We start from the raw sequence: 25,575 nt of genomic DNA on the forward strand, positions 1-25,575 counted from the left end.
CGCCAGGGCCCCCGTCGCCGCAGCAGCGGAGCCCAACCGCGTGATGATCACCGTCTCCATCATGCTGGCGACGGTCATCCAGGCGCTGGACGGCACCATCGCCAACGTGGCGCTGCCGCACATGCAGGGCAACCTGTCGGCCTCGCAGGACCAGATCACCTGGGTGCTGACCTCCTTCATCGTCGCGTCGGCCATCACCATGCCGCTGACCGGCTGGCTGTGCGACCGCTTCGGCCAGAAGACCATCTTCCTCGCGTCCATCGGCGGCTTCACCGTCGCGTCCGTGCTGTGCGGCATGGCGGGCAATCTGACGGAGATCGTGCTGGCGCGCTTCATCCAGGGCGTGTTCGGCGCGGCGCTGGTGCCGCTGTCGCAGGCCGTGCTGCTGGACATCAATCCGCGCGAGCGGCACGGCCAGGCCATGGCCGTCTGGGGCATGGGCGTCATGATCGGCCCCATCCTCGGCCCCACGCTGGGCGGCTGGCTGACCGACGCCTACAACTGGCGCTGGGTGTTCTTCATCAACGTGCCGGTGGGCGCGCTGGCCTTCTGGGGCGTCTGGAAATACATCCACGCCGCACGCGCCGCGCGCAGCATGCGGTTCGACCTGTTCGGCTTCGCGACGCTCAGCCTCGCCATCGGCGCGCTGCAGATGCTGCTGGACCGCGGCGAGCAGAACGACTGGTTCGCGGCCACCGAGACCTGGGTCGAGGCCATCCTGCTGGCGGTCAGCCTGGCTTTCTTCGTCGCGCACACTGCGCTGCGGCCGGCCGGCCAGTCCTTCTTCGACTACCGGCTGCTGAGGAACGCCAACTACGTCACCGGGCTGCTGTTCATCGCCATCGTCGGCATGGTGCTGTTCGCCACGCGGGCGCTGACGCCGTCGATGCTCCAGGGCCTGATGGGCTACCCGGCCGCCACGGCCGGCCTCGTCACCGCGCCCAGCGGCCTGGGTACCATGGTGTCGATGATGATCGTCGGCAAGCTCGTCGGCCGCGTGGACGTGCGCGCGCTGCTGGCGGCGGGCTTCGCGGTGACGGCGTTTTCGCTGTGGCAGATGAGCCAGTACACACTGGTGCTGTCGCAGGCCGACATCGTCTGGCCCGGCATCATCCAGGGCGTCGGCCTGGGCCTGGTGTTCGTGCCGCTGAGCGCGGCCACGTTCTCGACGCTGGCGCCCGAGGTGCGGGCCGAGGGCACCGCCATCTACAGCCTAGTGCGCAACATCGGCAGCAGCGTCGGCATCGCGCTGGTGCAGGCCTTGCTGACCCGCAATGTGCAGGTGGTGCATGCCTCGCTGACCGAGCACGTCAACATCGCCAACCCGATGCTGCAGGACCCGGCCGTGACGGCCAGCTACGGCGCCGGCGGCGCGGCCGGCGCCACGCTGCTGAACGCCGAGATCACGCGGCAGGCGGCCATGGTCGCCTACGTCGACAACTTCTGGATGATGTTCCTCGTCACGCTGTCCATCATCCCGCTGCTGCTGCTGATGCGGCCACCCCGATCCAAGCCCGACCCGGCCGCCAACCACGCGGCGCTGGAGTGAGAGTGAACATGCCCGACATCCGAATCCTGGCGTCGGCGGCGCTCGCGGCCGCGCTGACCGCCTGCGTCAGCGTGCCGCCCGAGCCGCACGCGGTCGCCATGCCTGCGCCGCCGCCCGCCGAACTGCCCGGCGACATCCGCGCCGCCGGCGCCGCCGCCTGGCCCGCGGACCCGTGGTGGGCGCGCTACGGCGACCCCCAGCTCGACGCCCTGGTGGCCCGCGCCCTGGCCTCCAGCCCCACGCTGCGGGCGGCGGCCGCGCGCGTCGACGCGGCCGGGCAGGCGCTGCTCGTCGCGCATGCCGCGGCCGGCGCCGAAGCCGGCGTGGTGGCGGGCGCCAAGCGCCAGCGCTACTCGGCCAACGGCCTGTTCCCGTCGCCCATCGGCGGCGCCAGCGTCAACGACTTCAGCGCCCAGATCCAGGCCCGCTACGACTTCGACCTCTGGAGCCGCCATCGCTCCCAGGTCACCGCCGCCGCGGGCGAGGAGTTCGCGCGCCGCGCCGAGGCCGCCCAGGTGCGCCAGGCGCTGGCCGGCGCGGTGGCGGGCAGCTATTTCGAGCTGCAGGGGCTGTGGGCGCTGGCCGCCGGCCTGCGCGAGCAGGCCGAGGCCCAGCAGCGGCTGATCGACGACGAGGAGCGCCGCGTCGCGCACGGCCTGGCCTCGGCCGACGAGCCGCGCGCCCAGGCCGCCCGGCTCGCCGCGCTGCGCGAGCGCATCGCCGAGGCCGAGGCCGGCGCGCTGGGCCGGCGCGAGGCGCTGCGCGCGCTGCTCGGCCCGGGCGACGACCTGCCGGCCGCGCTGCGCCCGCGCCCGCTGCCCGCGGCGCAGGCGACGCTGCCACCCCGGCTCGGCTACGAGCTGCTCGCGCGCCGGCCCGACCTGCAGGCCGCGCGCTGGCAGGTCGAGTCCGCCATGAGCCGCGTGGAGGCGGCCCGGGCCGCCTTCTACCCGGAGATCGACCTCAGCGCCGCCCTCGGCCTGGACGCGCTCACGCTGCCGCGCCTGTTCCGGACGGCGAGCCGCACCTTCCTCATCGGCCCGGCACTGGCGCTGCCGCTGTTCAGCACCGGCACGTTGAAGGGCCAGCTCGGCCAGGCCCGCGACGTGCGCGACGAACGCATCGCCGACTACGACCAGCGCGTGCTCGATGCCGTGCGCGACGTGGCCCAGGCCGCCGCCGCGCTGCAAGGTCTGGCCGCCCAGGCGCGGCAGCAGCAGCAGGCCATTTCTCTGGCCGAGTCCCAGCAGCGCAGCGCCGAAGCACGCCGACGCCAGGGCCTGGCCGGCAGCGCCAGCACCGTGCAGGCCACCCTGGCCGTGCTGCGCGAGCGCCAGGCCGCGCTGCAGCTGGACCGCCAGCGGCTGCAGGCGGAAGTCGCCCTCACGCAGGCGTTGGGCGGCGGCTACCAGGCCGAGCCCTCCTCACAGCCCTCCCGGAACTGAACCATGTCCACGACCACCTCCGACCCGACCCCCGGCGCCACCCCGCTCGAACGCAGGCGCCGCCGCGCCCTCGCCGGCATCACGGCGCTGTTCGTCATCGCCGGCCTGCTGTACGCCGCCTATGGCCACCTCGTGCTGTCCCGGCGCGAGACCACCGACAACGCCTACGTGGGCGGCAACATGGTCACGCTGTCGTCCCAGGTGGCCGGCAACGTCGCAGAGATCCGCGCCGACGAGACCCAGCTGGTGCAGGCGGGTGCCGAACTCGTCCGGCTCGACCCGGTGGACGCCGAGGTCGCGCTCGCCCAGGCCGAGGCGCGGCTGGGCAACACGGTGCGCCAGCTGCGCGAGCGCTATGCCGGCGTCGCGCAGTACGAGGCCGCCGTCGAGCTGCGCCGCCAGGATCTGAGGCGCACCCAGGACGACCTCGCCCGCCGCGAGCCGCTGGCGGCCGGCGACACCCTGCCGGCCGAGGAAATCGCCCACGCGCGCCAGGCCGTCAGGAGCGCGCAGGCGGCGCTGGACGTCGCGCAGCGGCAGGTGGACGGCGCCCGCGCCGGCGTGCAGGGGGTGAGCCTGGCCGAGCACCCCAGCGTGCTGGCCGCGCGGGCCGAGTACGTGGCGGCCTGGATCGCGCTGCGCCGCAACGCCGTGGTGTCGCCGGTGACGGGCTATGTCGGCAAACGCAGCGTGCAGGTCGGCGGCCGCGTGATCCCGGGGACGGCGCTGATGTCCATCGTCTCGCTGGACCAGCTCTGGGTGGACGCGAATTTCAAGGAGTCGGAGCTGCCCAACATCCGCGTCGGCCAGCCCGCGCTGCTGGAGGCCGACGTCTACGGCAGCCAGGTCGAGTTCCACGGCAAGGTGCTGGGCCTGTCGCCCGGCACGGGCAGCGCCTTCTCGCTGCTGCCGGCGCAGAACGCGACGGGCAATTGGATCAAGGTCGTGCAGCGTGTGCCGGTGCGCATCGGGCTGGACCCGGCCGAACTGCGCGCGCACCCGCTGCGCATCGGCCTGTCGATGGACGTGACTGTGGACACCCGCGACACCAGCGGCGCCGTGCTCGGCACCGCCGCGCCGGCCGCCCCCGCCTACAGCACGCAGGCGCTGGGCCAGCCGCTGCAGCAGGCCGAGCAAGCGGCGGACGCGATCATCGCGAAGCAGGCCCTGCGCCCGCCCAAGGGCTGAACTGCGGGGGAAGCCGCGGCCTTTTCGAGATGCACCGCGATCCCCGCCCTGCTCGCGGCTTGCCCCACCCCTTTGTGTCCGCCCCGACACAGGCTGAACACAGCCGGCTTACCGGCGCTACCAAGAATGAACCGTCCCGCCGCCCACGGCGGCGGTTCATTCACCCGTAGCAAAAGGAGAAGCCCATGAGCACGATCAGCGGCCTTGGCGGTACCAACCGGATCTGGGACAGCGGGCCGGGCGCCCGCCGGGCGGAGCAGGAGGCGCGCAGGTTCGCCAAGGCGGACGGCGACGGTAGCGGCGGCGTCGACGCGGCCGAACTGGCCGCGATGCTGGAACAGGGCGGCCAGTCCGCCGACGTCGACAGCGCGGCGCTGCTCCAGCAGATGGACGGCGACGGCAGCCTGTCCGGCGACGAGCTGGGCCAGGGCCTGCGCGAGCTGATGCCGCCGCCGGCCTCGACGCTGGAGTTCGCGCAGGGCCGCGGCCCGGCCGGCGGCGGCGACGAGGCCTTCGCCACGATGGATGCCGATGGCGATGGCCAGCTCTCGAAGGCCGAGTTCGAGGCGGCGCGCTCCCCGCAGGCCGCGCCCGGCGCGGGCGGCCCGCCGCCTGCGCCACCCGGCGGCAGCGGCGGTACCGGCGCTACCGATGCCACCGCCGCCAGCGGCTTCGACCCGTTGGACGTCAACCAGGACGGCGTCGTCTCCGAGCTGGAGCGGCTGGCCGGCCAACTCAAGGAACTGGCGAACACGGAGGCCGGCGATGACGGCCAGGGCCTGAACTCGCAGGTCGCCGCGCTGGCGCAGAAGCTCTACGACCAGATCAGCCGCAACTGGCTGCAGCCGGCGGCATCGGCCCCGGCGGGGCAGATCGACACGAGCGCCTGAGCCCGCCATCACCGGCCAGGCTGGCCACGTGATCCGCGATCGCCAGCGCCGCCGTCAGCCCGGGCGACTCGATGCCGAACAGGTTGACCAGGCCCGGCGCGGCGGCATCGATGTGGAAATCCGCTGCCGGCTCGCCCGGGCCGCCCAGCTTGGGCCGGATGCCGCTGTAGGCCGGCTGCAGCGCGCCGGCCGGCAGGCCTGGCCAGTAGCCGCGCACCTCGGCCTCGAAGGCGGGCGCCAGTGCGGGATCAACGCCGTAGTCCAGCGCGGCGGGGTCGGTGCCGGGCAGCCACTGCACGTCCGGGCCGAAACGGGCCTGGCCGCCCAGGTCCAGCGTCAGGTGGATGCCCAGCCCGCCGTCCACCGGCAGCGGGTAGATCAGCCGCGAGAACGGCGCCCGCCCGGCCAGCGAGAAGTAGTGGCCGCGCGCGAAGCGCAGCGGCGGCGCCGGCCGGCCCAGCGCCGCGGCCACCTGCGCCGCGAACAGCCCGGCCGCGTTGACGACCCGGCGCGCGCCCAGCTCGAAGTCCTCGCCGACGCGCAGCCGCCAGCCGGCCCCGTCGGGCGCGCCGCCGGTCACCGGGCTGGCCAGCGCCAGCGTGGCGCCTGCCTGCTCGGCGTCGGCCAGCAGCGCCGTCATCAGGCCGTGGCTGTCGACGATGCCGCTGGACGGCGACAGCAGCGCGCCGGCCGCCTCCAGTGCCGGCTCCAGCGCCCGCGTCTCGGCGCGGTCCAGCAGCCGCAGGTCGTCCACGCCGTTGGCCGCGCCGCTGGCGGCCAGCGCCTGCAGCCGGGGCAGGTCCTCGGCGCGGGTGGCGACGACCAGCTTGCCGCAGCGCCGGTGCGCGATGCCGCGCGCGGCGCAGTAGCCGTACAGCAGCGCCCGGCCGCGCACGCACAGCCGCGCCTTCAGGCTGCCGGCGGCGTGGTAGAGGCCGGCGTGGATGACCTCGCTGTTGCGCGACGAGATGCCGGTGCCGATCGCGCCGGCCGCCTCGATGACGACCACCTCGCGCCCCTGCAGCGCCAGCGCGCGGGCGATGGCCAGGCCGACGACGCCGGCGCCGATGACGGCGACGTCGATGCGGTCCATGTCAGAGCTTGTGAATGAATCCCGCGCGACCGAGCAGCCCGCGCAGGTGGGGCCAATCAAGGCGCAAAGCGTAGGCGTAGCTCGGGCTACGGCGAGCATTTGCAACGCCGAGTGGCCGCGCCTGCGCGGGATGAGCGGGCGTGTGGGATTTGTTCACAAGCCCTCAGCCCGCCAGCGGCTCGGTGCGCTCGACCAGCCAGGCCAGCGCCGCGCCGCCCACCAGCGGCCGCAGCCGCTCGCGCACGGTGGCGTGGTAGCCGTTCAGCCAGGCGATCTCGTCGGCGCGCAGCAGGCTGGCGTCGATGCAGCGGGTGTCGATGGGGCACAGCGTCAGCGTCTCGAATGCCAGCATCTCGCCGAAGGCGCCGTGCTCCGGCGTGTCCACGGCGACGTTCAGCACCAGGTTCTCGATGCGCACGCCCCACTGGCCCGGCCGGTACAGGCCAGGCTCGATCGAGGTGACCATGCCGGGCTCCATCGCCATCGTCGCGTCGGGGATGGCCTTGCTGATGCTCTGCGGACCCTCGTGCACGTTCATGAAATAGCCGACGCCGTGGCCGGTGCCGTGGCCGTAGTCCAGGCCGTGTTCCCACAGCGGCGCCCGGGCGATGGCGTCCAGCATCGGGCTCAGCGTGCCGCGCGGGAAGCGGGTGCGCGACAGCGCGATGGTGCCCTTCAGCACCCGCGTGTAGTCGCGCTTCTGCGCGTCCGACACCCGGCCGATGGGCCAGACGCGCGTGATGTCGGTCGTGCCGCCGAGGTACTGGCCGCCGGAGTCGATCAGCAGCAGGCCGTCGCCCTCGATCTGCGAGAACGACTCGGGCAGCGCGCGGTAGTGCGGCAGCGCGCCGTTGGCGTTGAAGCCGGCGATGGTGCTGAAGCTCAGGCCGACGAAGCCGGGGCGCTTGGCGCGCTCGGCGGACAGCCGGGCATCCACGTCCAGCTCGCTCCAGCGCTCGCCGCGCGCCAGCGAGGCCTCGAACGCGGCGTAGAACTCGCACAGGGCCGCGCCGTCCTGGGCCATGGCCTCGCGGATGAAGGCGGCTTCCTCGGCCGTCTTGCGGCTCTTCAGCAGCGTGCTGGGGTTGATCTGCTCGACGACCTGCACGCCCGCCGGCACGGCCTCGCGCAGGCCCAGCGTCACGCGCTTCGGGTCGACCAGCAGCGTGGCGCCGGCCGGCAGCGCGGCCAGCGCGGCGGCGGCCCCGGCATAGGGCGCGAGCCGGATGCCGTCGGCCGCGAGCCGGGCGGCCACGTCGGCGGGCACCTTGCCGTCGGCGATGAAGAGCTGGCCGCCGGCCGTGTCCAGCAGCAGGTGGGCGATGAAGACCGGGTTGCACTCCACGTCCGAGCCGCGCAGGTTCAGCAGCCAGGCGAGGTCATCGACGGTGGAGACCAGGTGGTGGCTGGCCTGCGCGGCGGCCATCGCGGCGCGCACGCGGGCCAGCTTGTCGGCGCGGCTCACGGCGGCCTGCGGCGGCTGGTGCTCGTAGACGGGCTGGCCGGGCAGGCCGGGGCGGCCGTCCCAGGCGTCCTGCACCAGGTCGAGGTCGGTGCGCAGCGCGATGCCGGCGCGCGCCAGCGCCGTGCGCAGCGCGTTGGCCAGCGCCAGGCCCAGCACCTGGCCATCCACGGCCAGCACCTGGCCGGGCTGCAACTGCCGGGCGAGCCAGTCGATGTACTGCGTCGAGGCGCCGGAGCTGACCTTTTCGAGCGCGATGCCGGTGCCGGCGAGCTGGGCCTCGGCCTGCGTCCAGTAACGGCTGTCGGCGAACAGTGCGGCGCCGTCGCGCGTGACGACGAGGTTGCCCATCGAGCCGGTGAAGCCCGACGCCCACTGCCGGCCCTGCCAGCGCTCGGGCAGGTACTCGGACAGATGCGGGTCGGCCGAGGGCACGAGCACGGCGTGGACGCCATGGGCGGCGAGGGCGTCGCGCAGGCGTTCGATGCGCAAATGGGTGTCGGAGGTGCGGGTGTCCATGGCTTGGGATTCTAGGTTTCGGCCGATTACAGATCCGTTCGTAACGCCCACAGCTCCGGGAACAGCACCACGTCCAGCATCTTGCGCAGGTAGCTGACGCCGCCCGTGCCGCCGGTGCCGCGCTTGAAGCCGATGACGCGCTCCACGGTCGTCACGTGACGGAAGCGCCAGAGGCGGAAGGCGTCCTCCAGGTCCACCAGTTCCTCGCCCATCTGGTAGAGGTCCCAGTGCGTGCGCGGCTCGCGGTAGACGGCCAGCCAGGCGTCCTTCACGCCGTCGTCGGCCGGGTAGGGCAGGGTCCAGTCGCGCGCCAGGTGCGAGGCCGGCACCGGCAGGCCGCGGCGGGCCATCAGCTGCAGCACCTGGTCGTACAGCGAGGGTGCGTCGAAGGCCTGCTTCACCTGGGCCAGCAGCTCGGGCCGGTGCTCGTGGGGCTTGAGCAGGGCGGCGTTCTTGTTGCCGAGCATGAACTCGATGCGGCGGTACTGCGCGCTCTGGAAGCCGCTGCTTTTGGCGAGGTAGGGGCGGATCGCGCTGTACTCGGGCGGCGTCATCGTCGCCAGCACGTCCCAGGCGTGGACGAGCTGCTCCATGATGCGCGACACCCGCGCCAGCATCTTGAAGGCCTCGGGCAGGCGGTCCGCCGCGACGTGGGCGACCGCCGCCTGCAGTTCGTGCAGCATCAGCTTCATCCACAGCTCCGAGGTCTGATGCTGGACGATGAAGAGCATCTCGTTGTGGTCGGGCGAGCGCGGCGCCTGCGCGTTCAGGATGGCGTCGAGCTGCAGGTAGTCGCCATAGCTCATGTCGCCGGAGAAATCGAGCTGGGCGCCGTGGTGGTCGAGCGTGCTCATCAGGTCACCGAATGCCGTTGCATGAATTGGGGCTGGCGCCAGGCCTCGGTGGCCAGCACGTCGGCGAGCGCTGCGACCGCCTCGGCGCCATCGACGAAGCGCGTGTACAGCGGCGTGAAGCCGAATCTCAGCAGGCCGGGCTCGCCGGCCCGGAAGTCGCCGACGACGCCGCGCGCGATCAGCGCCTGCATCACCGCATAGCCGTCCACCCCGGCCGGCAGCGAGAGCGACACCTGCGAGCCGCGCAGCGCCGGGTCGCGCGGCGACTCCAGGCGCGCCTGCGGCAGCTGCGCGTCCACCCCGGCGATGAAGGCCTCGGTCAGCGCCAGCGACTTGCGGCGCAGCGCGGCCATGCCGCCGAGCCGCTGCGCGGCGTCGAACACGTCGAGCGCGGCGTCCAGCGCGGCGCAGGCCAGCACCGGCGGCGTGCCGCACTGGAACTGCTGGATGCCGCCGGCCGGCCGGTAGCCGCCCGAGAACTCGAAGGGTGCGGCATGGCCCAGCCAGCCGGACAGCGGCTGCGCGGCATGGCCGTGGTGGCGCGGGTGCATCCAGACGAAGGCCGGTGCGCCGGGGCCGCCGTTCAGGTATTTGTAGCCGCAGCCGACGGCGAAGTCGGCATCGCTGCCGCGCAGGTCGACCGGCACCGCGCCCGCGCTGTGGCAGAGATCCCAGACGGCCAGCGCGCCGGCCGCGTGCGCCTGCCGCGTCAGCGCGGCCATGTCGTGCATGCGGCCGCTGCGGTAGTTCACGTGGGTCAGCATCAGCACCGCGCAGCGCTCGTCCAGCAGCGCCGGCAGGCCCTCGGGCGTGTCGGCCAGCACCAGCTCGCCGCCGTGGGCCTGCACGACGCTCTGCGCGATGTAGTCGTCGGTCGGGAAGTTGCCGCGCTCGCCGACGATGCGCAGGCGCCCGGGCCGCAGCCGCAGCGCCGCGTGCAGCACCTTGTAGAGGTTGACGGAGGTGGAGTCGGCCACCAGCACCTCGCCCGGGCCGGCGCCGAGCCAGGGCGCCAGGCGGTCGCCGAGCCGGCGCGGCAGCGTGATCCAGCCGGCCGTGTTCCAACTGGCGATCAGGCCCTGGCCCCATTCCTGCTGCACCGCGCGGGCGATGCGCTCCGGCGTGGCCCGGGGCAGCGCGCCGAGCGAGTTGCCGTCCAGGTAGACCACGCCGGGCGGCAGCGTGAAATGCTCGCGCAAGGGCGCGAGCGGGTCGTGCGCGTCGAGCGCGAGGGCGTCGTCTCGGGTCATGGCAGTTCCCGCAGGATGGCGCGCACCGGCGAGGCGCAGGCGCCGTGGAGCTTGAGGGGCAGGGCGATCAGCTCGTAGTCGCCCTCGGGCACGTCGTCCAGCACCAGGTTTTCCAGCACGCGCAGGTCCAGCCTGTGCAGTTGCTGGTGGCTGTCCAGCGACTTGGAGTCGGCCGGGTCCACGCTGGGCGTGTCGATGCCGATCAGCACCACGCCGCGCGCGGCCAGCCACTCGACGGTTTCGGGCGCGTAGGCGGCGAAGGCGGGATCCCACGCCGTGGCGGCGCGTTCGCAGCAGCGCACCAGCACGCGCGGCGGCAGGCCGGGCTCCGCATGCCGCAGGTGCTCGACGGTGACCTGCGGCGCGGCGCCGAGCGCGTGGATGACGCGGCAGGGCCCCAGGTAGGGCGCCAGCGCAACGTCGGCGATGGCCGGCGCGCCGTTCGCGTAGTGCAGCGGCGCATCGGCATGCGCGCCGACATGGGGCGACAGGCTGATCGCGCTGAGGTTGACCGGGCAGCCGGGGCCGAGCCGGGCCGTCCAGCGCAGCGTATAGGGCTCGTCGCCGGGGAAGCGGGGGGAGTCGGGCGCGATGGTGGGGGAGATGTCCCACAGGCGCGGCGGGAGGCGGGAAGGGCTCATGGCGGCGGCACCATAGCAATGGCGGGGCGGGCGTGGTGTCGGTTAATTCCAACTGCGCGGCCGCTGGCACCAACGAGGTGCCGACACCAGCCCGCTACGTATCATCACGGCCATGTGGGCAAGGGCGCTGTGGAGTTTCCTGGTGGCCGCGGGTTGCGCGGTCTCGGCGCTGCCGGCGGAGGCCGGGCCGCGCCCGCTGTGGCGGGTCTGCGTGCCGGACCTGGTGGCGCCGCCCTATCTGTACAACGACCCCGCCCGGCCGGGCATCGCCGAGCGCCTGGTCGTCGATGCGGGCCGCCAGGCCGGGCTGGACGTCGAGCTGCTGCGGCTGCCGCCACGGCGCTGCCGGACGGCCATCGAGGGCCACGAGACGCATGCGGTGCTGCTGTCGCCGGCCGCGGAAGTGCAGGCGCGCTACCTGTTCCCGAGCAAGGACGGCGCGCCGGACCCGGCGCAGCGCGTGGCGACCCTGAATTTCGTGTGGATCAAGCGCAAGGACGCTCCCTACGCCTGGGACGGCACGCAGCTGAGCGGCGGCGGCGACCCGGCGTCGCTGACGGTGGGCACGCGGGTCAACGTCCGGTTGGCCGCGGAGCAGCTGCGGCAGCTGGGCGTGGCCGTCGACGACTCCGCGCTGACCACGCGCCAGCTGTTGCTGAAGATCGCCGCGCGGCGGGTGGACCTCGGCGTGGCCTTCCAGGCGGAGGCGGACCACCTGATGGCCGACCCGGTCGCGGCGCCGCTGGTGATGCTGGCGCGGCCGCTGTCCCAGGTCGATCTGTACCTGGCCGTGCCGCGGCACACCGACGACGCGCGCCGGCAGCAGGCCGAGGCCTGGTGGGCGGCCATCGGCCGGCTGCGCGGCCGCCCGGCCTACCGCAAGCCCTGACCCGCCGCCGATAGCCCGGGCGAATCGCCGGGGCCGTTTCCTGCATTGGACAGGCGCCGACGGCAGGCGCAATACTTCCGCCATCCCGCGCCCGGCACCCCGCCGGGCGCTCGCACATTCAGGAGACGCCGATGGCCGCGAAGGCAAGCTTTCACTGGGACGACCCGCTGCTGCTGAACGAGCAGCTCAGCGACGACGAGCGCATGGTGCGCGACGCGGCGGCCGCCTATTGCACCGACCGGCTGCGCCCACGCGTGCGCGACGCCTTCCGCCGGGAGCAGACCGACGCGGCCATCTTCCGCGAGATGGGCGAGCTGGGCCTGCTGGGGCCGACCATCCCCGCCGAGTACGGCGGCGCCGGGCTGAACTACGTCAGCTACGGCCTGATCGCCCGCGAGGTGGAGCGCGTGGACTCGGGCTACCGCTCGATGATGAGCGTGCAGTCCTCGCTGGTGATGGTGCCGATCTTCGAGTTCGGCAACGAGGCGACCAGGCGCAAATACCTGCCCAGGCTCGCCAGCGGCGAGTGGATCGGCTGCTTCGGCCTGACCGAGCCCAACCACGGCTCCGACCCGGGCTCGATGGTCACGCGGGCGCGCAAGGTCGAGGGCGGCTACGAGCTGACCGGCGCGAAGATGTGGATCACCAACAGCCCGATCGCCGACGTGTTCGTCATCTGGGCCAAGGACGACGAGGGCGCGATCCGCGGCTTCGTGCTGGACAAGGGCGCCCGGGGGCTCTCGGCGCCGGCCATCCACGGCAAGGTCGGGCTGCGCGCATCCATCACCGGCGAGATCGTGCTGGACAAGGTGTTCTGCCCCGAGGAGAACGCCTTCCCCGAGGTGCGCGGCCTCAAGGGCCCGTTCACCTGCCTGAACAGCGCGCGCTACGGCATCGCCTGGGGCGCGCTCGGCGCGGCCGAGGACTGCTGGCACACCGCGCGGCAGTACGTGCTGGACCGCCAGCAGTTCGGCAAGCCGCTGGCGGCCAACCAGCTCGTGCAGAAGAAGCTGGCCGACATGCAGACCGAGATCACGCTGGGCCTGCAGGGCTGTTTGCGCCTGGGCCGTATGAAGGACGCGGGCACGGCGGCCGTCGAGATCACGTCCATCATGAAGCGCAACTCCTGCGGCAAGAGCCTGGAGATCGCCCGCCTGGCGCGCGACATGCTCGGCGGCAACGGCATCTCGGACGAGTTCGGCATCGCCCGGCACCTGGTCAACCTGGAGGTCGTGAACACCTACGAGGGCACGCACGACATCCACGCGCTGATCCTCGGCCGCGCGCAGACGGGCATCGCCGCGTTCTGAGGTCTTCCTAGGCGAACAGCTGCGCGACCTGCGCCATGGGCAGGAACAGGCGCAGCGGGGTGCGCTGGAACGGCTGGAAGTCGAAATGCCGGTAGAAGCGCTCGGCCCGCTCGTCCTTCGCATCGACGATCACCGCCATGGCCGCGATCTGCTGCGCGGCTTCGAGGCTGCGGCGTAGGGCGTCCACGAGCAGGAACTCGCCGACCCCCTGGCCGCCGACCGAGCGGTCCACGGCCAGCCTGCCGAGCAGGGTGACGGGGAGCTGCCCGTAGCGCGGCAACCGCTTCATCAGGTCCGGCGGCAATTCCTGCACCGGGATGATGGCGGCCGACAGGGTGTAGAAGCCGAGCACCGCCGGGCTGCCCGGCTGCGTGAAGGCGAAAGGCGCGGCGACGCGCTTCTCGGCGTCCTGCCGCGCCTGCTCGCGCAGGTAGCGATTCAGGCCCGGGTGGCCGCAGTCGAAGGACTGGCGGTCATGCGCCTTGTCAAGCGGACGGACGTGCTCCGCCAGAAGTGCAAGGGCCACTCACAGCCCTGCCTGCTGGCGGTAGCGCTGGACGGCTTGCTGGAGGCGCGCGCCCGGCTCGGACGGCGTCAGCAGCGCGCTGACGAAGGCGACCTGCTCCTCCCGGGACAGTCGGACGGCTTCGTGCGCCTGCACGATCTTCGCCGCCGCTTCCTGGGTGCTGTCGATGACGAGTTCGCTCAGCGTGCGCCCGGTCAGCGTGGCGGCGCGCTGGAAAAAATCTTTCTGGTCGCTGGAGATGCGCGCCTCCAGGCGCGCATTGCGCGTCTTGTCGGGGGCTTCAGGCGTGTTCAGCATGGGCGGCCTCGCGGGGTGGGATGCACGGCGACAGCGGGCAGTGTACGCCGCCCGTCCGTACGGGCGAGGGCCGGCCTCGAAGCGCGCCGTCAGCGGGCCTTGCCGACGAGCCGGATCTCGAACAGCTTGGGCCACAGCTTGCCGGTGACGAACAGCCGCTTGGCGCGCGCGTCGTAGGCGATGCCGTTGAGCACGTCGTCGCTGCCGCTGCGCTGGGGCAGCAGGCCGGCGAGGTCGATCCAGCCGGCGACCTTGCCGGTCCGCGGGTCGATGCGGGCGATGCGGTCGCTCTGCCAGACGTTGGCGAAGACCTCGCCCTCCACCCACTCCAGCTCGTTGAGCTGCGTGACCGGCCGGCCGTCGGCCGTCACGCGCACGCGGCGCAGTTCCCTGAAGCTGAGCGGGTCCAGGAAGCGCAGCTCGGCCGAGCCGTCGCTCATGATCAGCTCGCGGCCGTTCTGCGTCAGGCCCCAGCCTTCGCCGGCGTAGCTGAACTTGCGCCAGAGCTTGAAGGTCTTCAGGTCGAGCACGAAGGCGGTCTGCTCCTGCCAGGTGATGCCGATCAGGCGGTCGCCCCAGACCGTGATGCCCTCGCCGAAGAACTCGGCCGGCAGCTCCACGGCCTGCACGACGCGGCCCGTCTCCAGCGCCACCTTGCGGATGCTGGAGCGCCCGTGCAGGCCCGTGCCCTCGTACAGGAAGCCGTCGTGGAAGAACAGGCCCTGCGTGAAGGCGCCGGGGTCGTGCGGATAGCTGTTGACGACCTGGTAGCCCTGCACCGGCGGGGCGGCCCAGGCGCGGGGCAGGGCGGCGGCCAGCGGCAGGGCGGCGGCGAACAGCGCGCGGCGGCGGAGGGCGGGTGTCGGCGGCATGGCGTCAGCGGCTGTGCGAGGTGAGCCGCGCCAGCGGCGACGCGGTGCTGACGCCCGGCACCGCAGCGCCGGCGCCGGGCGCGGCGGCCTTGGCCGCGTCGTCCGCGGCGCTGGCGGCGGCGAGCGCGCCGAGGCTGCCGGGGCTGCGGCGCATCGCGACGCCCACCGTCAGGATGTCGATGACCAGCAGGTGCAGGATGCGGCTGACCATGGGCAGCTGGGTGGCGATGTCCTCCACGTGGTCGACGATCAGCGCCACGTCCGCCTTGCGGGCCAGCGGGCTCTGGCTGGCGGTGATGGCCACCACCCGGGCGCCGCGCTCCTGCGCCTTCTCCATCACCTGCAGCAGCTCCGGCAGCCGGCCGCCACTGCTGATGACGACGGCCACGTCGCCCTCGCGCAGCACGTCGGCGGCCAGCAGCTGCAGGCGCGGGTCGGTGTAGGCGCCGCAGGGCATGCCGAAGCGCAGGAACTTGAACTGCGCGTCCTGCGCGACCACGCCGTAGTGGCCCAGCGCGAAGAACTCGATGCGGCCGGCCGCCAGCAGCAGGTCGATGGCGCGGTCGATGGTGTCGCGGTTCAGGTGGCTGCGCACCTGCAGGATGGCGCTGGCCGTGTTGCCCAGCACCTTGGCGCCCAGCTCCAGCATCGAGTCGTTGATGTTGACCTGGGTGTGCGTGACCGGCACCGTGCCCGTCAGCCCCGAGGCCAGGCGCAGCTTGAAGTCCGACAGGCCCTCGCAGCCGAGGGAGCGGCAGAAGCGGATCACGGTCGGCTGGCTGACGCCGGCCGCGCGGGCGATCTCGGCGATCGGGTCGTTCAGCACCGAGCGCGGCTGCGCGAGCACCAGGTCGGCCACGCGCAGCTCGGCCGGCGACAGCTCGCTGCGCGCGCGGCGGATCTGCCCCAGGATGGCCGAGCCCGGCGAGGCCTGCAGCGTGCGCAGCTGGTTCTCCAGGATGGCCGACGCGCCCTTGAACGTGGCGTGCTCGGCGGTGATGACGAAGGTGGGGATGCCGGCCACGTAGTCGTGGAAGCGGCCCTTGTCCTCGAAGCGCGCGCGGAAGGCGCTGCGGTCGAAATACTCGCCCAGCCGCGGCACGATGCCGCCGCCGATGTAGATGCCGCCCAGCGAGCCCAGCGTCACCGCCAGGTTGGCGGCGGCCGTGCCGAGCAGCCCGCAGAACACCTCCAGTGTCTCCAGGCACAGCGGGTCGCCGTCCTCCAGCGCGCGCTGCGTGATGGCCGGCGCCTGCAGCGGCGCGGCGGCCACGCCGTGGCGCTCGGCCAGCGCGCGGTGGATCAGCTCCAGGCCGGGGCCGGAGATCAGGCGCTCGTAGGACACGTGGTCCAGCGTCCGCCAGGCGAACTTCAGGATGTCCATCTCGCGCTCGTCGCGCGGGCCGAAGTTGACGTGGCCGCCCTCGGTGCCCAGCGCGATCCAGCCCTCGCCGGCCGGGATCAGGCCCGACACGCCCAGCCCCGTGCCCGCGCCCAGCAGGCCGATGACGCTGGGCCGCCGCGCCTGGCCGCCGCCCACCTGGCGCACGTCGGTCTCGGCCAGCCGGGGCAGGGCCATGGCCAGCGCGGTGAAGTCGTTGACCACCACCAGCGTGTCCAGCCCGAGGCGCTGGCGCATCTCGTCGATGGAGAACTGCCAGTGGTAGTTGGTCATGCGCACGCGGTCGCCCTCCACCGGGTTGGCGATGGCGATGGCGGCGTGCGCGATCTGCGGCGGGTCGCCCTCCGGCCAGCGCAGGCCCTGCAGGTAGGCGCGCACAGCGGCGTGGAAGTCGGCATGGTCCGCGCAGCGCAGCGACGCCATCTGCGTGAACTCGCCCGGGCCGGTCTCGAGCGCGAACCGGGCATAGGTGCCGCCGATGTCGGCAAGCAGGCGGGGGCTGTCGAAACGGGGCATGGGCGCGGGACCGGCAACGGGATGGACGAGGCGGCGATTATTCAGCAGCCGCGCGCCCGGCCGCCCCGCCGCGCCTGGCGCCGGCCGGCGGTGTAGCTTCACTACAGCACCCGCGCGAGACCGTTTCCGCCGGGCAGCCGGGACTTCTTCTTCAGGGGGCGGCGCCACCGCTCACTGGGGTGAGCCTGTATTGTCGGGGGGGTGTAGTTTTGCTACCGTCCGCCGCGACTGCCATTTCAGCCTCCCGAACCCGTGCCCGCCCCATCCTCTCTCTCGAACATCTCGCTTCCGCAGTCCGACGTGCGGGGTGGCGCCGCCTATCCCTGGCTGGTGGCGGACGTGGGCGGCACCAATGCCCGCTTCGGCACCGTGGCCGGGCCCGGCGCGCCGGTGGAGGACGTGCGCGTGCTGCCCGTCGCGGCCCACGCCGGCCCGGCCGCCGCGGTGCGCGCCTACCTGGAAGGCCAGCCCGGCCGGCCCCGGCCGCAGAGCGCCGCCTTCGCGCTGGCCACCGCGCTGGACGGCGACCGCATCGAGCTGACCAACGGCGCCTGGTGCTTCTCGCGCGCCGGGACCCAGGCCGAGCTGGGCCTGCGGACGCTGCTGTGCCTGAACGACTTCGAGGCCCAGGCGCTGTCGCTGCCCCGGCTGGGCGCGCACCAGCGGCGCGCCTGGGGCGCCGCGCCGCCCGCCGCCGACGGCCTGGCCACCGGCGCCGTGCTGGCCGTCATCGGCCCCGGCACCGGCCTGGGCGTGGGCGGCGTGGTGCGCGCGCCCGGCCGCTGGCTGGCGCTGCCGGGCGAGGGCGGGCACATGACGCTGGCGCCCGCCGACGACTTCGAAAGCGCCGTGCTGGGCCACGCGCGCCGCGAGTTCCCGCATGTGTCGGCCGAGCGCTTCCTGTCGGGCATCGGCCTGCCGGTGTTGCACCGCGCGGTGGCGGCGGTGCTGGGGGACGGCCGCGAGGGCGGCGAGGGCGCCGCCGCGCTGCCGGCCGAGCAGATCGTCGCGCGCGGCCTGGCCGGCGAGTCGGCCACCTGCTCGCGCACGCTGGACGTGTTCTGCGCCATGCTCGGCGGCTTCGCCGGCAACGTCGCGCTGACGCTGGGCGCACGCGGCGGCGTGTTCATCGGCGGCGGCATCGTGCCGCGGCTGGGCGAGCGCTTCTTCCAGTCCGAGTTCCGCCGCCGCTTCGAGGCCAAGGGGCGCTTCCAGCCCTTCCTCGCGGGCATCCCGACCGCGCTGATCACCGACACGCTGGCCGCGCTGTCCGGCGCCGCGATGGCGCTGGAGCAGGCCGAGGCCTGATCCCCCGCCGCCGCGCGACGCCGCGGCGGCGCCTCCCGCGTCCCCCTTTTTTCCTTGTTGCCCGGAATGCCGCCGGCACCCGCCCAGGTGCGGGCAGGCCGCGCCAGCGTGGCCGCCGGGCGCCGCCGCCCGGTTCACCGGCATGGCGCAGCGGGGCCGGCGATGGTGCATGAAACATCGCTGCGGCAAGTTCTGTAGTTGAGCTACAACTTCGCCCCGATCCGGTGCCGACCCGAAGGGGTGCATGGCGGATTTGCGCGGCTTATGCAAGGGTTGACCCTTGGTATTCGGCCGAAATTCGGTCGTTTCTTCGCAACGTCTAGGGTTTACGCAGGTGCGGCGGAAAATCTAGTTTTGATACAAACATGCCCGAGACATTGGGTTCTCGCCCCAAAAATGTGCGTCGGCACGCGGGGGCTCAGCCTTTAGCCATGGACCAGAGGAGACCTTCATGAACCACGACAAGCGCACGGCCCAGCCGCGCATGTCCTTCCGCATCAGCCCGGTGGCCGTGGGCTGCTCGCTGCTGATCGCCGCCACCGGCGCGATGGCGCAGCAGGCCGACACCCCGCAGCAGCTCGAAACGGTGACCGTCACCGGCATCCGCAAGGGCATCGAGGACGCGATCTCGGTCAAGCGCAACAGCGACTCCATCGTCGAGGCCGTCTCGGCCGAAGACATCGGCAAGCTGCCCGACACCAGCATCGCCGAGTCCATCGCCCGCCTGCCCGGCCTGGCGGCGCAGCGCGTCAACGGCCGCGCGTCGGCCATCAGCGTGCGCGGCTTTTCGCCCGACTTCGCCACCTCGCTGCTGAACGGCCGCGAGCAGGTGTCCACCGGCGACAGCCGCTACGTCGAGTTCGACCAGTACCCCTCCGAGCTGCTGAGCGGCGTGACGGTCTACAAGACGCCCGACGCCGGCCTGATCGGCCAGGGCCTGTCCGGCACGATCAACATGGAATCGGCCCGGCCGCTGAACTTCGGCCAGCGCGTGGTGGCGATCAACTACCGCGAGGTGAAGCTGGGCAAGGGCCTGGACACGCCGGCCGGCAGCGGCTCGCGCGTGAACTTCGCCTACATCGACCAGTTCGCCGACCGCACCATCGGCGTGGCCCTGGGCTTCGCGCGCCTGAAGGAAACGCTGGGCACGACGCAGAACTTCAACTCCTGGGGCGTCAACGACGTCTGCCCGGTGGCCGACGTGGGCGGCAAGTGCCCGCAGGCCACGCTGGGCAAGGCGCCGGGCGGCTTCAATGACTTCATCGACAGCGGCGACCAGAAGCGCGACGCCTTCATGGGCACGCTGCAATGGAAGCCCAACAAGAACTTCAACAGCACGCTGGACGTGTTCGTCACCAAGTTCGACTCCACGCAGCTGGAGCAGGGCGTGCAGGTGCCGCTGGCGCCGGCCTTCCCCGGCTGGGGCCAGACCTTCGCCGGCACCACCGTCACGCCGACGACGGTGACCAATGGCGTGATCACCGCCGGCTCGATCGACGGCTTCAAGGCGATCTCGCGCAACGACCTGAACGCCAACCACGACAAGGTGCATTCCATCGGCTGGAACAACCAGCTCGTCATGGGCGACTGGACCGGCGTGCTGGACCTGGCCACCTCCGAGGCCAAGCGCGACGCGCCCCACCTCGAAACCACGGCCAGCCTGCCGGGCAACTGCAAGGCCAACCCGGCGCTGTGCGGCAGCGCGTCGTGGACGGGCTTCGACGGCACCAGCGTGCAGAGTGCCAAATACACCTTCCCCTACGCCCCCGACGACCTCAGCAAGATCCAGCTGACCGACGCCGCGGGCTGGGGTGGCGGCGTGCTGCCGCAGGCCGGCTACTCCAAGATCGCGCACACCGACGACGAACTGAACGCCTTCCGCCTGAGCGCCAAGCGCAACCTGGACGGCGGCTTCTTCGCCGACGTGGACCTGGGCTTCAACTACTCCGACCGCAAGAAGACCCGCACCTACGTCGAAGGCCGCCTGATCGTCGGCTCGCCCACCGACCCGGTCGCCGCCGTCCCGGTGCCCGGCGGCGTGGCCGCCGTCGCGCCGCAGACCGGCACGCCCTACGTGGCGTGGAATCCGGACGGCTCCGTCGGCTCCATCTACACCATCGCCGCCAAGCTGGTGCCGGACATCGCCAACAAGAACTGGGTGGTCTCCGAGAAGGTCGCCACCGCCTACGCCAAACTGGGCATCGACAGCGAGCTGTTCGGCATCCCGGTGCGCGGCAATGCCGGCGTGCAGCTCGTGCATACCGACCAGAGCTCCACCGCCTTCAGCGCCGACCGCGCGACGCCTTGCCCTGGCGACGTCTGCGACCTCGGCAGCAACACGGTGGGCAAGAAGTACTACGACGTGCTGCCCAGCATGAACCTCGTCGGCGACCTGGGCAACGGCAACACGGTGCGTTTCGGCCTGGCCCGCCAACTGGCCCGTCCGACGCTGGATGACATGCGCGCCAGCCTGAACCTCAACGCCACGCTGGATGCCACCAACGGCAATCGGCTGACGGGGGACGGCGGCAACACCAAGCTGAACCCCTTCCGCGCGATTGCCCTGGACCTGTCCTACGAAAAGTACTGGGGCAAGCAGGCTTACGTGAGCGTGGCGGGCTTCTACAAGAAGCTCAGCAGCTACATCCTGCGCTCGCCGACGCAGTTCGACTTCTCGGACTACATCACCGCCAACACGCCGCCCACCGCATCGCCCATCGGCGTGCTGACGGCGCCGACGAACGGCTCGGGCGGCAACATCAGCGGCGTGGAACTGGCCGCCTCGATGCCGCTGAACATCGTGTCGTCGTGGCTGGACGGTTTCGGTCTGCAGGCCAACTACGCGCGCACGCACAGCTCGGTATCGCTGCCGTCGTCGGGGTTCAAGAACGGTGTCTCGACGGCAACGATCCCGATGCCGGGGCTGTCCAAGGAAGTGCGCGGCTTCGCGCTGTACTTCGAGAAGTGGGGCTTCGAGGCCCGCCTGGGCCAGCGCTATCGCTCGGACTTCCTCGGCTCCATCGCCGACCAGTACGGCGACAACCAGCTCATCTACATCAAGAGCGAGCGCGTCACCGATGCGCAGGTGTCCTACAGCTTCCAGCAAGGCTGGCTCAAGGGCCTGACGCTGCTGGTGCAGGCCAACAACGTCAAGAACGAGCCCTACGTGGAATTCAAGGAGACGCCGGCCGACCCATCCGTCAAGCGCCGGTATGGCAAGACCTACCTGATGGGCGTGAACTACAAGTTCTGACCGGCCCTGAAGCCGTCCTGAAGCCCCTGTTCGGCACCGCCCGGGCAGGGGCTTTTTCGAATCCGGAAGACCAGGCATGCAAGATCAATCACGTCTCATCCGCAACGTCGTCATCGTCGGCGGCGGTACGGCCGGCTGGATGGCCGCGGCGGCGCTGGCCAAGCTGCTGAAGGGCCGGGTCGGCGTCACGCTCGTCGAGTCCGAGGAGATCGGCACCGTGGGCGTCGGCGAGGCCACGATCCCGATGATCCAGCGCTTCAACCAGGTGCTGGAGCTCGACGAGGACGAGTTCATGCGCGAGACGCAGGCGACGTTCAAGCTCGCCATCGAGTTCGTGAACTGGGGCCGCGTCGGCGACCGCTACATGCACGGCTTCGGCCGCATCGGCCAGCAGCTCGGCACGGTGCCTTTCGAGCACTACTGGCGCAAGCTCTACAACGCCGGCCAGGCGGGCGACCTGGCGGACTACGCCATCACCCGCGCCGCCGCCGTCCGCAACCGCTTCATGCGGCCGGCGGCCGACGCCGGCAACTCGCCGCTGGCCGAGATCGCCTACGCCTTCCACTTCGACGCCGGCCTGTACGCGCGCTACCTGCGCAAGTACGCGGAAGGCCGCGGCGTCACGCGCATCGAGGGCCGCATCGTCGATGCCAAGCTCGGCGGGCTGAGCGGCCGCGTCGAGTCCGTCGTGCTGGCCGACGGCCGCGCGGTGGCGGGCGAGCTGTTCATCGACTGCTCGGGCTTCCGCGGCCTGCTCATCGAGCAGGTGCTGCACACCGGCTACGAGGACTGGTCGCGCTGGCTGCCCTGCGACCGCGCCATCGCCGTGCCTTGCGCGAGCGTTGCGCCGCTGACGCCCTACACCCGCTCCACCGCGCACACGGCCGGCTGGCAGTGGCGCATCCCGCTGCAGCACCGCATCGGCAACGGCCATGTCTTCAGCAGCGGCTTCATGGCCGAGGACGAGGCGCAGCGCATCCTGCTCGCCAACCTCGACGGTCAGCCGCTGGCCGAGCCGCGCCTGCTGCGCTTCACGACCGGCATGCGCCGCCAGGCCTGGAACCGCAACGTCGTGTCCATGGGCCTGGCGAGCGGCTTCATGGAGCCGCTGGAATCCACCAGCATCCACCTCGTGCAGACGGCCATCGCGCGGCTGATCGAATTCTTCCCGAGCGCAGGCTTCGAGCAGGCCGACATCGACGAGTACAACCGCCAGTCGCGCTTCGAGTACGAGCGCATCCGCGACTTCCTGATCCTGCACTACCACGCCAACCAGCGCGACGACTCCGAGTTCTGGCGCTATTGCCGCGAGATGCCCATCCCCGACACGCTGGCCGCCAAGATCGAGCTGTACCAGCGCAACGGCCGCATCGTGCGCGAGGGCAACGAGCTGTTCGCCGAGGTGGGTTGGCTGCAGGTCATGCATGGCCAGAACCTGAAGGCCCGCGGCTACCACCCGCTGGCCGATCTCATCGACGAGGCCGAGACGCACGCCTACCTGCAAAGCGTGCGCGACGTCATCGCCAACTGCGCCGAGGTGATGCCCTCGCACGAGGACTTCATCGCCCAGCATTGCGCGGCCGTTGCGCCGCAAGGATGAATCCATGAACCTGCTGCCCACCCGCCGCGCCGTCCTCGGCGCCATTCCCGCCTTTGCCGCCGCCGCCGCGCTGCCCGCCATGAGTGCCCCTGCCGCCGACATGCCCCACCCCGCCTGGACCCGCCAGGCCGTCATCTACCAGATCAACGTGCGCCAGTACTCCGAGGCCGGCACGCTGGCCGCCGTGCAGGCGGACCTGCCGCGGCTCAAGGCGCTGGGCGTGGACATCCTCTGGCTGATGCCCTGGCAGCCCATCGGCGCGCTGAACCGCAAGGGCAGGCTCGGCAGCTACTACTCGATCCGCGACTACACGGCCGTGAACCCCGAGTTCGGCACGCTGGCCGACGCGAAGGCCTTCGTCGCCGCCGCGCACCAACTGGGCTTCAAGGTCATCCTCGACTGGGTGGCCAACCACACCGCCTGGGACCACCCCTGGGCCAGCGCGCACAAGGACTGGTACAAGCTGAACGCCAAGGGCGAGGTCTACGCCGTCACCTTCAACGAGGGCCAGCCGGGCGAGGAGCGCTGGGACGACGTGATCGGCCTGGACTACCGCAGCCAGGGCCTGCGCGCCGCGATGATCGACGCGATGGCCTTCTGGGTGCGCGAGACGGGGCTGGACGGCTTCCGCTGCGACGTGGCCAGCCTGGTGCCGACGGACTTCTGGGTGCGCGCCCGCCGCGCGCTGGAGGCCGTCAAGCCGATGTTCATGCTGGCCGAGTCCGACGCCATCGACCTGCACACCAGCGGCGCGTTCGACATGACCTACGACTGGACGCTGCCCGACCAGGTGTTCAAGAAGATCGGCCAGGGCGAGCCGGGCGTGCCGCTGCTGAAGGCCTGGCTGGCCCAGCAGCCGGCCGGCTACCCGGCGCACGCCTTGCGGATGCGCTTCACGAGCAACCACGACTTCAACTCCTGGCACGGCACCGACGCCGAGCTGTACGGCGACGCCCGCCAGGCGCTCGCGGTGCTGAGCTTCACGCTGCCCGGCATGCCGCTGATCTACAACGGCCAGGAATCCGGGCTGGCCAAGCGGCTGGCCTTCTTCGAGAAAGACCCCATCGCCTGGGGCCGCCACGAGCTGGCCGGCTTCTACCGCGAGCTGACCGCGCTCAAGCACCGCCACCCGGCGCTGGCCGCCGGCCCCTACGGCGGGCCGGTGACGCTGCTGGACGCGCCGGACGACGTGGTCGCCTTCGAGCGCCGGCAGGGCGATGACGTGGTGCGCGTGGCGGTGAACCTGTCGGGCCGGCCGCAGGTCTGGCAGGGCCGCCCGCTCGCGCCCTGGCGCTGGGCCATCACGGCCGAGGGCGGCTACCGCCCGGCCTTCCACTTCAGCCCGCGCAGGAACTGGATCAACGACCCCAACGGCCTGGTCTTCGACGCCGCCACCGGGGTCTACCACCTGTTCTACCAATACAACCCCTTCGGCGACCAGTGGGGCCACATGAGCTGGGGCCACGCGAGCAGCCGCGACCTGCTGCACTGGGAGCACCTGCCGCTGGCCATCCCCGAGGACGAGCGCGCGTCCATCTTCTCGGGCAGCGTCGTCATCGACCACGCCAACACCGCCGGCTTTGGCGCGGGCGCCTGGGTGGCGATCTACACCGGCGCGCTGCGTCGGCCCGAGGGCGGCCAGGCGCAGGACCTGGCCTACAGCCGCGACGGCGGCACGAGCTGGACGAAGCACGCCGGCAATCCGGTGCTCGACCTCGGCCTGCGCGACTTCCGCGACCCCAAGGTGTTCTGGCATGCGCCGAGCGGGCGCTGGGTCATGGCCGTCGTGCTGCCGGACGAGCACCGCGTCGCCTTCTACGCCAGCGCCAACCTGCGCGACTGGACGCAGCTCAGCCACTTCGGCCCGGCCGGCGAGACGCGCGCGATCTGGGAGTGCCCGGACCTGATCCACTTCCCCGAGCAGGACCGCTGGCTGCTGAAGGTGGACACCTTCGACGGCCACCCGGCCGGCAGCGGCGCGCAGTGCTGGGTCGGCCGCTTCGACGGCCGCGCCTTCACCGCCGAGGGCGAGGCCTTCTGGGCCGACCACGGCAGCGACTTCTACGCCGCGCTGTCCTTCGGCGGCCTGCCCGCCGGCCGCCGGCCGCTGTGGCTGGCCTGGATGAACCAGCATGCCTACGCCAAGGACACGCCGACGGCGCCCTGGCGCGGCGCGATGGCGCTGCCGCGCGAGCTGTCGCTCGTGCGGGCGCCCGAGGGCTGGCGGCTGGCGCAGGCGCCGGTGTCCACCGCGGCGCTGCGCGGCGAGGCGCGGCAACTCGCGGGCGCGGGCGTCATCGCGGCGGCCGGCGACTGCTGCGAGCTGCTGTGGGAACTGGACCCCGGCGCGGCCGAGTCGTCGATGCTCGGCCTGCGCTGCGGCGCGAACGGCGAACTGGTGCGCATCGGCCTGGACCACCGCGCCGGGCGGGTCTGGATCGACCGCAGCGCCAGCGGCGCCCAGCCCTCGGCGCGGCACTGGGCCGGTCGGCGCGAGCAGGCCTGGGCCGGCGCGTGCGGCCCGCTGGCGCTGCAGGTGCTGGTGGACCGCTGCTCGGTCGAGGTGTTCTCGGGCGACGGCCGGGTCAGCCTGACGGAGCTGGTCTTCCCGTCCGAGACCAGCCAGGACCTGGCCGTGGTCGCGCAGGGCGGCGTCTGGGCCCGCTCGGCGCTGACCTGCTGGCCGCTGAAGCCGCGGGCCTGAGCCCGCT

The 25,575-nt window shown here is 72.3% G+C and carries 19 protein-coding genes; 10 read left to right on the top strand and 9 right to left on the bottom strand.

Annotated elements, in window-relative coordinates:
• Positions 1-43: 43 nt before the first annotated feature.
• The 4 genes from QM788_RS14560 (at position 44) to QM788_RS14575 (ending at position 5,072) form a co-directional block, all read left to right on the top strand.
• A complete protein-coding gene (locus QM788_RS14560) occupies positions 44-1,549 on the top strand; it encodes a DHA2 family efflux MFS transporter permease subunit (protein WP_415662177.1) in 1,506 nt (501 codons plus the stop codon).
• A gap of 8 nt (positions 1,550-1,557) precedes the next feature.
• Positions 1,558-2,994, top strand: a complete 1,437-nt coding sequence (locus QM788_RS14565; protein ID WP_415662178.1) for an efflux transporter outer membrane subunit — start codon at positions 1,558-1,560, stop codon at positions 2,992-2,994.
• A gap of 3 nt (positions 2,995-2,997) precedes the next feature.
• On the top strand, positions 2,998-4,182 hold the full coding sequence (locus tag QM788_RS14570) for an efflux RND transporter periplasmic adaptor subunit (RefSeq protein ID WP_415662179.1): 1,185 nt from the start codon (positions 2,998-3,000) through the stop codon (positions 4,180-4,182).
• Between the two features lie 185 nt (positions 4,183-4,367).
• Positions 4,368-5,072 carry a hypothetical protein gene (locus QM788_RS14575; RefSeq protein WP_415662180.1) on the top strand — a complete coding sequence of 235 codons (705 nt, stop codon included), beginning with the start codon at positions 4,368-4,370 and terminating at the stop codon, positions 5,070-5,072.
• On the opposite strand, the gene QM788_RS14580 is transcribed toward QM788_RS14575, so the two are convergent.
• The 5 genes from QM788_RS14580 to kynB form a co-directional block, all read right to left on the bottom strand.
• Positions 5,008-6,165, bottom strand: coding sequence for an NAD(P)/FAD-dependent oxidoreductase (locus QM788_RS14580; RefSeq protein WP_415662181.1), 1,158 nt, complete (start codon positions 6,163-6,165; stop codon positions 5,008-5,010). The two genes, QM788_RS14575 and QM788_RS14580, sit on opposite strands and share 65 nt — an antisense overlap.
• 163 nt (positions 6,166-6,328) lie before the next feature.
• Entirely contained in the window at positions 6,329-8,146 is a 1,818-nt protein-coding gene (locus QM788_RS14585; RefSeq protein ID WP_415662182.1) for an aminopeptidase P family protein, read from the bottom strand.
• Positions 8,147-8,172: 26 nt separating this feature from the next.
• A complete protein-coding gene (gene kynA, locus QM788_RS14590; RefSeq protein WP_415662183.1) occupies positions 8,173-9,000 on the bottom strand; it encodes a tryptophan 2,3-dioxygenase in 828 nt (275 codons plus the stop codon).
• Positions 9,000-10,250 carry a kynureninase gene (kynU, locus tag QM788_RS14595; protein WP_415662184.1) on the bottom strand — a complete coding sequence of 417 codons (1,251 nt, stop codon included), beginning with the start codon at positions 10,248-10,250 and terminating at the stop codon, positions 9,000-9,002. The genes kynA and kynU overlap by 1 nt, the downstream gene beginning before the upstream one ends.
• Entirely contained in the window at positions 10,247-10,891 is a 645-nt protein-coding gene (gene kynB / locus QM788_RS14600) for an arylformamidase (protein ID WP_415662185.1), read from the bottom strand. Before kynB ends, kynU begins: the two co-directional genes overlap by 4 nt.
• Before the next feature lie 112 nt (positions 10,892-11,003).
• Here kynB and QM788_RS14605 point away from each other — a divergent pair, with 112 nt between their 5' ends.
• Both QM788_RS14605 and QM788_RS14610 read left to right on the top strand, forming a co-directional pair.
• Complete coding sequence (locus tag QM788_RS14605) at positions 11,004-11,780, top strand: hypothetical protein (RefSeq protein WP_415662186.1); 777 nt, start codon at positions 11,004-11,006, stop codon at positions 11,778-11,780.
• 131 nt (positions 11,781-11,911) lie between these two features.
• Positions 11,912-13,090: an acyl-CoA dehydrogenase gene (locus tag QM788_RS14610; protein ID WP_415662187.1), complete on the top strand. Its 1,179-nt coding sequence runs from the start codon at positions 11,912-11,914 to the stop codon at positions 13,088-13,090.
• 7 nt (positions 13,091-13,097) lie between these two features.
• Here the strand turns inward: QM788_RS14610 and QM788_RS14615 are convergent, their stop codons facing one another.
• The 4 genes from QM788_RS14615 to QM788_RS14630 all read right to left on the bottom strand — a co-directional run bounded on the left by QM788_RS14615 (position 13,098) and on the right by QM788_RS14630 (position 16,703).
• Positions 13,098-13,616, bottom strand: coding sequence for a GNAT family N-acetyltransferase (locus QM788_RS14615; RefSeq protein WP_415662188.1), 519 nt, complete (start codon positions 13,614-13,616; stop codon positions 13,098-13,100).
• A complete protein-coding gene (locus QM788_RS14620) occupies positions 13,617-13,913 on the bottom strand; it encodes a DUF1778 domain-containing protein (RefSeq protein ID WP_415662189.1) in 297 nt (98 codons plus the stop codon).
• Between the two features lie 89 nt (positions 13,914-14,002).
• Positions 14,003-14,785: a glutaminyl-peptide cyclotransferase gene (locus tag QM788_RS14625; protein WP_415662190.1), complete on the bottom strand. Its 783-nt coding sequence runs from the start codon at positions 14,783-14,785 to the stop codon at positions 14,003-14,005.
• Positions 14,786-14,789: 4 nt separating this feature from the next.
• Positions 14,790-16,703 (bottom strand): glucokinase, encoded by a 1,914-nt coding sequence (locus tag QM788_RS14630; RefSeq protein ID WP_415662191.1) that lies wholly within the window; start codon positions 16,701-16,703, stop codon positions 14,790-14,792.
• A 300-nt stretch (positions 16,704-17,003) separates the two neighbouring features.
• Between QM788_RS14630 and glk the strand changes: the two genes are divergently transcribed.
• From glk to QM788_RS14650, 4 genes are all read left to right on the top strand, one after another.
• Positions 17,004-18,011 (top strand): glucokinase, encoded by a 1,008-nt coding sequence (gene glk, locus QM788_RS14635; RefSeq protein ID WP_415662192.1) that lies wholly within the window; start codon positions 17,004-17,006, stop codon positions 18,009-18,011.
• A 451-nt stretch (positions 18,012-18,462) separates the two neighbouring features.
• Positions 18,463-21,264 carry a TonB-dependent receptor gene (locus tag QM788_RS14640; protein ID WP_415662193.1) on the top strand — a complete coding sequence of 934 codons (2,802 nt, stop codon included), beginning with the start codon at positions 18,463-18,465 and terminating at the stop codon, positions 21,262-21,264.
• Positions 21,265-21,340: 76 nt separating this feature from the next.
• Complete coding sequence (locus QM788_RS14645) at positions 21,341-22,864, top strand: tryptophan halogenase family protein (RefSeq protein WP_415662194.1); 1,524 nt, start codon at positions 21,341-21,343, stop codon at positions 22,862-22,864.
• Positions 22,865-22,868: 4 nt separating this feature from the next.
• Positions 22,869-25,568: an alpha-amylase family glycosyl hydrolase gene (locus QM788_RS14650; RefSeq protein WP_415662195.1), complete on the top strand. Its 2,700-nt coding sequence runs from the start codon at positions 22,869-22,871 to the stop codon at positions 25,566-25,568.
• Positions 25,569-25,575: the final 7 nt, after the last annotated feature.

This window comes from Roseateles sp. (assembly GCF_047654785.1).
Taxonomy (GTDB): Bacteria; Pseudomonadota; Gammaproteobacteria; order Burkholderiales; family Burkholderiaceae_C; genus Pelomonas.